Origin of the sequence: Plantactinospora alkalitolerans, assembly GCF_015690345.1 — a bacterium.
GTDB classification, from domain to species: Bacteria; Actinomycetota; Actinomycetes; order Mycobacteriales; family Micromonosporaceae; genus Plantactinospora; species Plantactinospora alkalitolerans.
In genome coordinates, this window is record NZ_JADPUN010000364.1 from 1 (window position 1) to 6,949 (window position 6,949).

Below are 6,949 nucleotides of genomic sequence, written 5' to 3' on the forward strand. Positions count from 1 at the left end.
CTGCTGCTCGGGGCCGCCGCCCCGGCTGGCCCGGCCGGCGGCCCCGAGCAGCAGGATGGCCTTCGCCACCACGCTGACCAGATCGTGGTCGCCGCCCTGGATGAGTCCCCGGGCACCGGCGGCGATGGTGGCCGCGGCGACCCCGGGGTCCTCCGCGCCGAGCAGCAGGATCGCCGCACCCGGCGATCGGGCCAGCACCCGGCGGGTGAATCCGACGCTGTCCGGACGGGTGAGCGCGGTGTCGGCGAGCACCACGTCGGCCGGTCGCTCGGTGAGCCGGAGCATCGCCTCGGGATCGGACACCGCGGTACGGACTGCGGCGGCCAATCCGAGCCGGGCTGCCGCGGCCGCGACGTTCTGCGCCGCGAGCGGCGTCCGGACGCAGACAAGAACGGTACGCACGGTGGTCTCCTCTCCGGAACGAGCAGACCACGGCGACGAATGATCATGATGACTTTCCACGGATCAACCACAAACTTTTTGGGCGATTCGCCCCACCGATCGAGTTTCCCGGAACAACTCACCGAATCAAGTACGTGTGAGCCGTCGACGCCCGGGGTACCGGACCCGAAGGTCGGATCGGTGCGCCTGCGCGGCCCGCCGCCCGGATCCCGACCGGACGGAGATCACGCGGTGCCGCGCGGGAGGAGGGTGCTGATGTCGAACGTACGCAGACTGCCCGGACCCATCGTCGATCTGTGGGAGTGGCAACGGCTCGGCGCCTGTCGAGGACGCGACAGTGCCCAGTTCTTCCATCCCGAGGGCGAACGAGGATCCTCCCGGAACCGCCGGGAGGCGGGTGCCAAGTCCGTCTGCCGGGCCTGCCCGGTCCGGGCCGAGTGCGCCGCCCACGCCCTCGCCGTCCGGGAGCCGTACGGGGTGTGGGGCGGCTTCAGCGAGTCCGAGCGGCTCCGGCTGCTCGCCGTCGGCTGGGAGGACCTGGCCGACCGTCGGCAGAGCCGGGTGGACGTCAGCCGGCTGGAGGCCCGGCTCGGCCGCCCGCACAAGTCGGCGGTACCAGCTCAGCGCTCACCTGCCGGCAGCCGCTCCTGACCCGCCGGGCCGACCGCCAACCGGTCGGTCAACGGCGGAACCACGGCTTTCCCGGCCCGGTCGAGGGCACGCGCAGGCCCTCGCCGGCAACACCGCTCAGTCCACCGTGACCGGTACGGCGTGCCAGCCGGTGGCGCCGTCCGGATCGATCCGGCGGGCCTGCCCGGTCTGCACCGCACCGGTGGCGTCGGTGGCCCGTACCCGCAGGGTGTGCTCGCCCGACGTCGCCGCCCACTGCCAGGACCACTGCACCCAGGTGTCGGCGCTCACCGCAGGGGCCAGGGTGGCCGGCTGCCACTGGCCGTCGTCGACCCGTACCTCCACCCGCTGGATGCCGACGTGCTGCGCCCAGGCGACCCCGGCGACGGTGACCGGCCCGGCGGCCAGCGTCCGCCGGGCCCGGGGCGTGTCGATCCTCGACTGGGTCTTGATCGGTCCCTGCGCCGCCCAGCCCCGGGGCACCCAGTACGCGTCGAAGTCCGCGAAGCTGGTCAACTCCAGTTCGACGACCCACTTGCACGCCGACACGTAGCCGTACAGCCCGGGTACCACCACCCGGACCGGGAAGCCGTGTTCGATCGGCAGCGGTACGCCGTTCATCCCGACGGCCAGCATCGCGTCGCGCCCGTCGGTGAGTACGGTGGTCGGGCTGCCGCAGGTCCACCCGTCCACCGATCGGCCCACCACCTGATCCGCCCCGGCCAGCGGCCCGGCCTCGGCCAGCAGCGGACCGAGTGGCACGCCGAGCCAGCGGGCGTTGCCGATCAACTCACCGCCGACCTCGTTCGAGACGCAGGCAAGGGTGATGTGGCGTTCGATCATCGGCCGGGCGAGCAGGTCGGCGTAGCTGAGTGTGATCGGGTTCCGGACCCGGCCGTGGATCCGCAACCGCCACTGCTCCGGGTCGACCTGCGGTACGACAAGTGCCGTGTCGATCCGGTAGAAGTCCCGGTTCGGTGTGACGTACGGCGCCAGTTGCGGGACCGTGAGTTCGGCGCCGGCCGGTAGTGGCCGGGCCGGGCTGATCGGTGCCGGCAGTTCGATCGCCGCGCGGGCGGCGGAGACACCGCGTCGGGTCGACAGCCATCGCCCACCGAACCCGGCGACCGCCGCGACGCCGAGCGCGGCGCCGACCCCGGTCAGGAACCGCCGCCGGGCCACCGGGTCGACAGGCCCGGCGACCGGCGCGACCGGAGTTCCCACCGGGCCGGATTCGGGTGCCGACGGCGTTTCGTCGACCCGGCCGGACGGCGGCGCGGTGTCGACCCGGCCGGACGGCGGCGCGGTGTCGGCGGATCCGGACAGCGCCGGGCCGACCAGCGCCGGGCCGAGCGGTCCGGCGAGGAGCAACTGGAGCAGCCAGGCGGCGAGGCCGGCGCCGATCAACGACGGCAGGGCGGCCGCCGGGCCGGCGCCGGGCCGGGTCAGCGCCGCCGCGACTCCGAGCACCCCGAAGAGCCCGATTCCGGCGAGTCCGAGCCGCAGCGATCGGACCGCGACCAGCCCGACGAGTACGGCGAACCCGCCGAGCAGCACCGCAGTGCCGATCAGCAGGGCGATCTTGTCGTAGACGTAGAAGACGTCAGTGGCGAACTGCTTGAGCGGTCCGGGCGCGAGGTCCACCACGGCACCGCCCACCGCGATCAGCGGCGCGGAGCGCGATCCGGTCAGCACCGCCACGGCCTCGGCCGCACCGATTGCCACGGCCGCGGCCGCCACCCCGGCGAGCGCGCCGAACCCTCGCGGCGCGGTCGACCGCCACCTCGACACCGTCGTTCCGGAACCAGACGTCACCGGACCAGTGTGGCCGGCCGGGACGCCGGCCGGGTAGGGCAGGTAAGTGGTTCGTAACAACTTCCGGACCACCGGACCACTTCCGACCAGGAACCGGGCCGGGAAAACGAGGATCCGCGTGAGCCGGAACTCCGGGCGCGCTGCCCGCAGGTCGAACCCTGCTCACGCGGATCTCGTTTTGACCAGGCGGTCCCGGCTAAGCGGCGCCGGGACCGGGTGGGTCAGAAGCCGGGACCGTGCTGGTGCCCGTGACCGTGGCCACCACCGGCGGCGGCCGGCTCGGCCTTCTCCGGCTTCTCCACGACCAGGCTCTCGGTGGTCAGCAGTAGACCGGCGATCGAGGCGGCGTTGGTGACCGCGTTGCGGGTCACCTTCACCGGGTCGATGATGCCGGCCTTGACCAGGTCGCGGTACTCGCCGACGGCGGCGTCGAGGCCGGTGCCCCAGCCGCTGTCGACGACCTTCTGCACGACCACGTAGCCGTCGTGCCCGGCGTTCTGCGCGATCCAGCGCAGCGGCTCGACCAGCGACTTGCGGACGATCGAGACACCCACCTTCTCGTCGCCGGTGAACCCGAGACCGTCGTCGAGCACCGAGGCGATCTGCGCCAGCGCGGCGCCACCACCCGGCACGGTGCCCTCCTCGACCGCGGCCTTGGTGGCGGCGATCGCGTCCTCGATGCGGTGCTTGCGCTCCTTCATCTCGACCTCGGTCGCCGCGCCCGCCTTGATCACCGCGATGCCGCCGGAGAGCTTCGCCAGCCGCTCGGCCAGCTTCTCCCGGTCCCAGTCGGAGTCCGACGCCTCGATCTCCTTGCGGATCTGGGTGACCCGCTCGGTGACCTCGTTGTCCCGGCCCCGGCCGTCGATGACGGTCGTGTTGTCCTTGTCGACCACGACGCGCCGGGCGCTGCCCAGCACCTCGAGGCCGACCGAGTCGAGCTTGTAGCCCAGCTCCGGAGCGACGACCTCGCCACCGGTGATGATCGCCATGTCCTGCAGCATCGCCTTACGGCGGTCGCCGAAGCCGGGCGCCTTCACCGCGCAGACCTTGACGGTCTTGCGGATCGAGTTGACCACCAGGGTGGAGAGCGCCTGCCCCTCCACGTCCTCGGCGATGATCAGCAGCGGCTTCGCCGTCTGGAGGACCTTCTCCAGCAGCGGCAGCAGCTCCTCGATCGAGGAGATCTTCTGGGTGGTGATCAGGATGTGCGGCTCGTCGAGCACCGCCTCCTGCGCCTCGGTGTCCGTGACGAAGTTCGGCGAGATGAAGCCCTTGTCGAACTGCAGGCCCTCGGTGACCTCCAGCTCGGTGGCCAGGGTCGAGCCCTCCTCGACGGTGATCACACCGTCGCGGCCGACCCGCTCCATCGCCTCGGCGATCAGGTCGCCGATGGTGGCGTCCTGCGCGGAGATCGTCGCGACGTGCGCGACCGACTCCCGGCTGCCCACCTCGACGGCCTTCTCCAGCAGCGCCTCGGAGATCTTGGCGGCGGCCGCGTCGATGCCCCGCTTGAGCCCGGCCGGACCGGCGCCGGCCGCGACGTTGCGCAGACCTTCCCGGACCATCGCCTGGGCGAGCACGGTGGCGGTGGTGGTCCCGTCGCCGGCGACGTCGTTGGTCTTCGTCGCCACCTCCTTGACCAACTGCGCGCCAAGGTTCTCGTACGGGTTGGTGAGTTCGATCTCCTTGGCGATGGTCACACCATCGTTGGTGATCGTCGGTGCGCCGAACTTCTTGTCCAGGACGACGTTGCGCCCGCGTGGGCCGAGAGTGACCTTGACCGTGTCCGCGAGCGTGTTGACACCGTGCTCCAGCAGGTGCCGGGCGTCATCCGAGAAACTCAGAATCTTCGCCATCTGTTACAGGGTCCCTTCACGCAGCGCTGCCCCGGCCCGGCAGGGCCGGTCCGGGGCAGCGTCACTGAATCAGTCAGATCACTTCTCGATGACAGCGAGGACGTCGCGGGCGGAGAGCACCAGGTACTCCTCGCCGGCGTACTTGACCTCGGTGCCGCCGTACTTCGAGTAGAGGACCGTGTCGCCGACCTTGACGTCAACCGGGATCCGGTTGCCGTCGTCGTCGAAACGGCCGGGGCCGACAGCGAGGACGGTGCCCTCCTGCGGCTTCTCCTTGGCGGTGTCGGGAATCACGATGCCCGACGCCGTGGTCGTCTCAGCCTCATTCGCCTGGACCAGAATCCGGTCCTCGAGCGGCTTGATCGCAACCTTGGTCGCGGTAGTCACGGGCATACCCTCCTGGGGTACTGGTTTCGTTACCGGCCGGCGAGCCGACCAGCGTCAATCTGCCACATGCCACCGGGCGGGACCGTCGTCGCGGGTGCCGGTCCGCCTGGCGTTCAGCTCCCGGACACGAGCCCGAAAGCTGGCACCCTCGGTTTGAGAGTGCTAACCGCAGGTTATGCCGGTGGCTAGCACTCCGTCAAGGAGAGTGCCAACCTACTGCCGGCGTGTTCACCAGACGTCCAGGTCGGGGCCGGCCTCCGGAGTCAGGCTCCGGCCGCGTCCAGCCGGTCGAGCTGCTCCCGCGAGAGCCGTACGTCGAGGGCCGGCAGCGAGTCCTCGAACTGCTCCGGGGTGCGCGGGCCGATCAGGGGAACCGTCCGTGGCGTCTGGTGCATCAGCCAGGCCAGCACCAACTGGTTCGGCGTGACGCCGACCTCGTCGGCCACCTCCGCCGCGGCCGCGAGACGCGCGTCCGAGTCGGTCCCGGCGTACGACTCCATCGCCCAGTGCCCGTCGCGCTTGCGCTCGTCGTCGTAGATGCCCTTGAGAATCGGCGAGTACGCCACCAGCGTCTGGTCCCGGTGTTCCCGTAGGTAGTCCAGCTGCTCGTGGTCCACGATCGAGGCGCTGTCCGCGGACGGCTTCGGCCGCAGGTAGGAGTGCTGTTGCTGGACCGCCACCGGCAGCGGCCAGCCGTTGCGTTCGCAGAGCCCGCGGATCCGCTCCAGCCGCCACGTCCGCACGTTCGACCAGCCGACAAATCGCACCTTGCCGGCCCGCACGAACCCGGCCAGCGTTTCGAGCGTCTCCGCCAGCGGCGTGGCCCGGTCGTCGACGTGCACGTAGTACAGGTCGACGTGGTCGGTGCCGAGCCGCTTCAGGCTGCCGTCGAGCGCGTGCCGCAGGCTGTCGGCACCCGCACCGGCGAAGGTCCTCCGGGCCAGCGGCCAGTTCGGGGTGCCGTCGTCGGCCCAGAGCGCCGGGTCGAGTTTCGGCACCGCGCTGCCCTTGGTGGCCAGGAAGATCTCGTCACGCCTGCCGGTCAGCCAGCGGCCGAGCAGTTCCTCGCTGTGCCCGCCGCGGCTGCCGGGTACGGCCCACCACTCGTAGCAGTCGGCGGTGTCGATGAAGGAGCCGCCAACCTCCCGGTAGTGGTCCAGGATCCGGATCGAGTCCTTCTCGTCGGTCGCGTTGCCCATCTGCATGGCTCCGAGCGCCAGGGAACTCACCTGGACGCCGGTCCTGCCCAATTCAATCGTCCGCACGACCTCGACGTTAGGAACTGGAGTGCACTCCAGGTCAAGGGTATCTTTCGCCGATGAGCGTCTATACGCCGGCGGAGACGGCCCGGCGCAGCGGCTTCAGCCTGGACACCCTGCGTTACTACGAGAAGATCGGTCTGCTCGCCGACATCGAGCGCACCAGCGGCGGCCAACGTGTCTTCACCGACGACGACCTCGGTTGGCTCGGCGTCCTGCGCTGTCTGCGTGACACCGGCATGCCGATAGCCCAGATGGCGACCTACGCGGAACTCTGTCGCGCCGGTGCCGACAGCGAACCCGAACGCCTCGCCCTGCTGCGGCAGCACGCCGTCCGGGTCGAGGAACAGATGCAACTCCTGGGCAGGCAGTACGCCCACCTCGAAGAGAAGATCCGCTACTACGCCGAGCGGACCGGAGCCCGGTCGGGGTGAACGGCGCGAGTTGGGCCGCCGGGAACCCGCTCGGCAGAATGCAGCAGTGGATTCCGACCAGTTCGCCGCGCTGCGTACCCCGGTGGGGGTGTCCGCGCTGGCCGCGGCCGGCGCGGTGGCCGGCGACGACCCGCTGACCGCGGCCGCCGCGCTGCGTTCGGCC

At 71.0% G+C, this 6,949-nt stretch carries 6 protein-coding genes and 1 pseudogene; 2 read left to right on the top strand and 5 right to left on the bottom strand.

All coding sequences use genetic code 11. The features are described from left to right. A pseudogene (locus tag I0C86_RS37655) lies at nt 1-402 on the bottom strand (helix-turn-helix transcriptional regulator); the annotation flags it as partial. 255 nt (nt 403-657) lie between these two features. Between I0C86_RS37655 and I0C86_RS37660 the strand changes: the two are divergent. Next, nucleotides 658-1,053 carry a WhiB family transcriptional regulator gene (locus I0C86_RS37660; RefSeq protein ID WP_196206090.1) on the top strand — a complete coding sequence of 132 codons (396 nt, stop codon included), beginning with the start codon at nt 658-660 and terminating at the stop codon, nt 1,051-1,053. Between the two features lie 96 nt (nt 1,054-1,149). On the opposite strand, the gene I0C86_RS37665 is transcribed toward I0C86_RS37660, so the two are convergent. From I0C86_RS37665 to I0C86_RS37680, 4 genes are all read right to left on the bottom strand, one after another. Next, on the bottom strand, nt 1,150-2,823 hold the full coding sequence (locus tag I0C86_RS37665) for a molybdopterin-dependent oxidoreductase (RefSeq protein ID WP_323374100.1): 1,674 nt from the start codon (nt 2,821-2,823) through the stop codon (nt 1,150-1,152). Between the two features lie 245 nt (nt 2,824-3,068). After that, on the bottom strand, nt 3,069-4,706 hold the full coding sequence (groL, locus tag I0C86_RS37670; protein WP_196206091.1) for a chaperonin GroEL: 1,638 nt from the start codon (nt 4,704-4,706) through the stop codon (nt 3,069-3,071). Nucleotides 4,707-4,784: 78 nt separating this feature from the next. After that, the gene (groES, locus tag I0C86_RS37675) at nt 4,785-5,099 is read right to left on the bottom strand and encodes a co-chaperone GroES (protein WP_192765319.1); all 315 of its coding nucleotides are present in this window, start codon (nt 5,097-5,099) and stop codon (nt 4,785-4,787) included. Between the two features lie 257 nt (nt 5,100-5,356). Continuing rightward, a complete protein-coding gene (locus I0C86_RS37680; protein WP_196206092.1) occupies nt 5,357-6,358 on the bottom strand; it encodes an aldo/keto reductase in 1,002 nt (333 codons plus the stop codon). 53 nt (nt 6,359-6,411) lie between these two features. Between I0C86_RS37680 and I0C86_RS37685 the strand changes: the two genes are divergently transcribed. Further along, nucleotides 6,412-6,786, top strand: coding sequence for a MerR family transcriptional regulator (locus I0C86_RS37685; RefSeq protein ID WP_196206093.1), 375 nt, complete (start codon nt 6,412-6,414; stop codon nt 6,784-6,786). Nucleotides 6,787-6,949 lie beyond the last annotated feature (163 nt).

Bases quoted from the DNA above. Each gene is read 5' to 3' on its own strand.
- groL (WP_196206091.1), bottom strand. From the start codon at position 4,706: ATGGCGAAGATTCTGAGTTTCTCGGATGACGCCCGGCACCTGCTGGAG.
- I0C86_RS37660 (WP_196206090.1), top strand. From the start codon at position 658: ATGTCGAACGTACGCAGACTGCCCGGACCCATCGTCGATCTGTGGGAG.
- groES (WP_192765319.1), bottom strand. From the start codon at position 5,099: ATGCCCGTGACTACCGCGACCAAGGTTGCGATCAAGCCGCTCGAGGAC.
- I0C86_RS37685 (WP_196206093.1), top strand. From the start codon at position 6,412: ATGAGCGTCTATACGCCGGCGGAGACGGCCCGGCGCAGCGGCTTCAGC.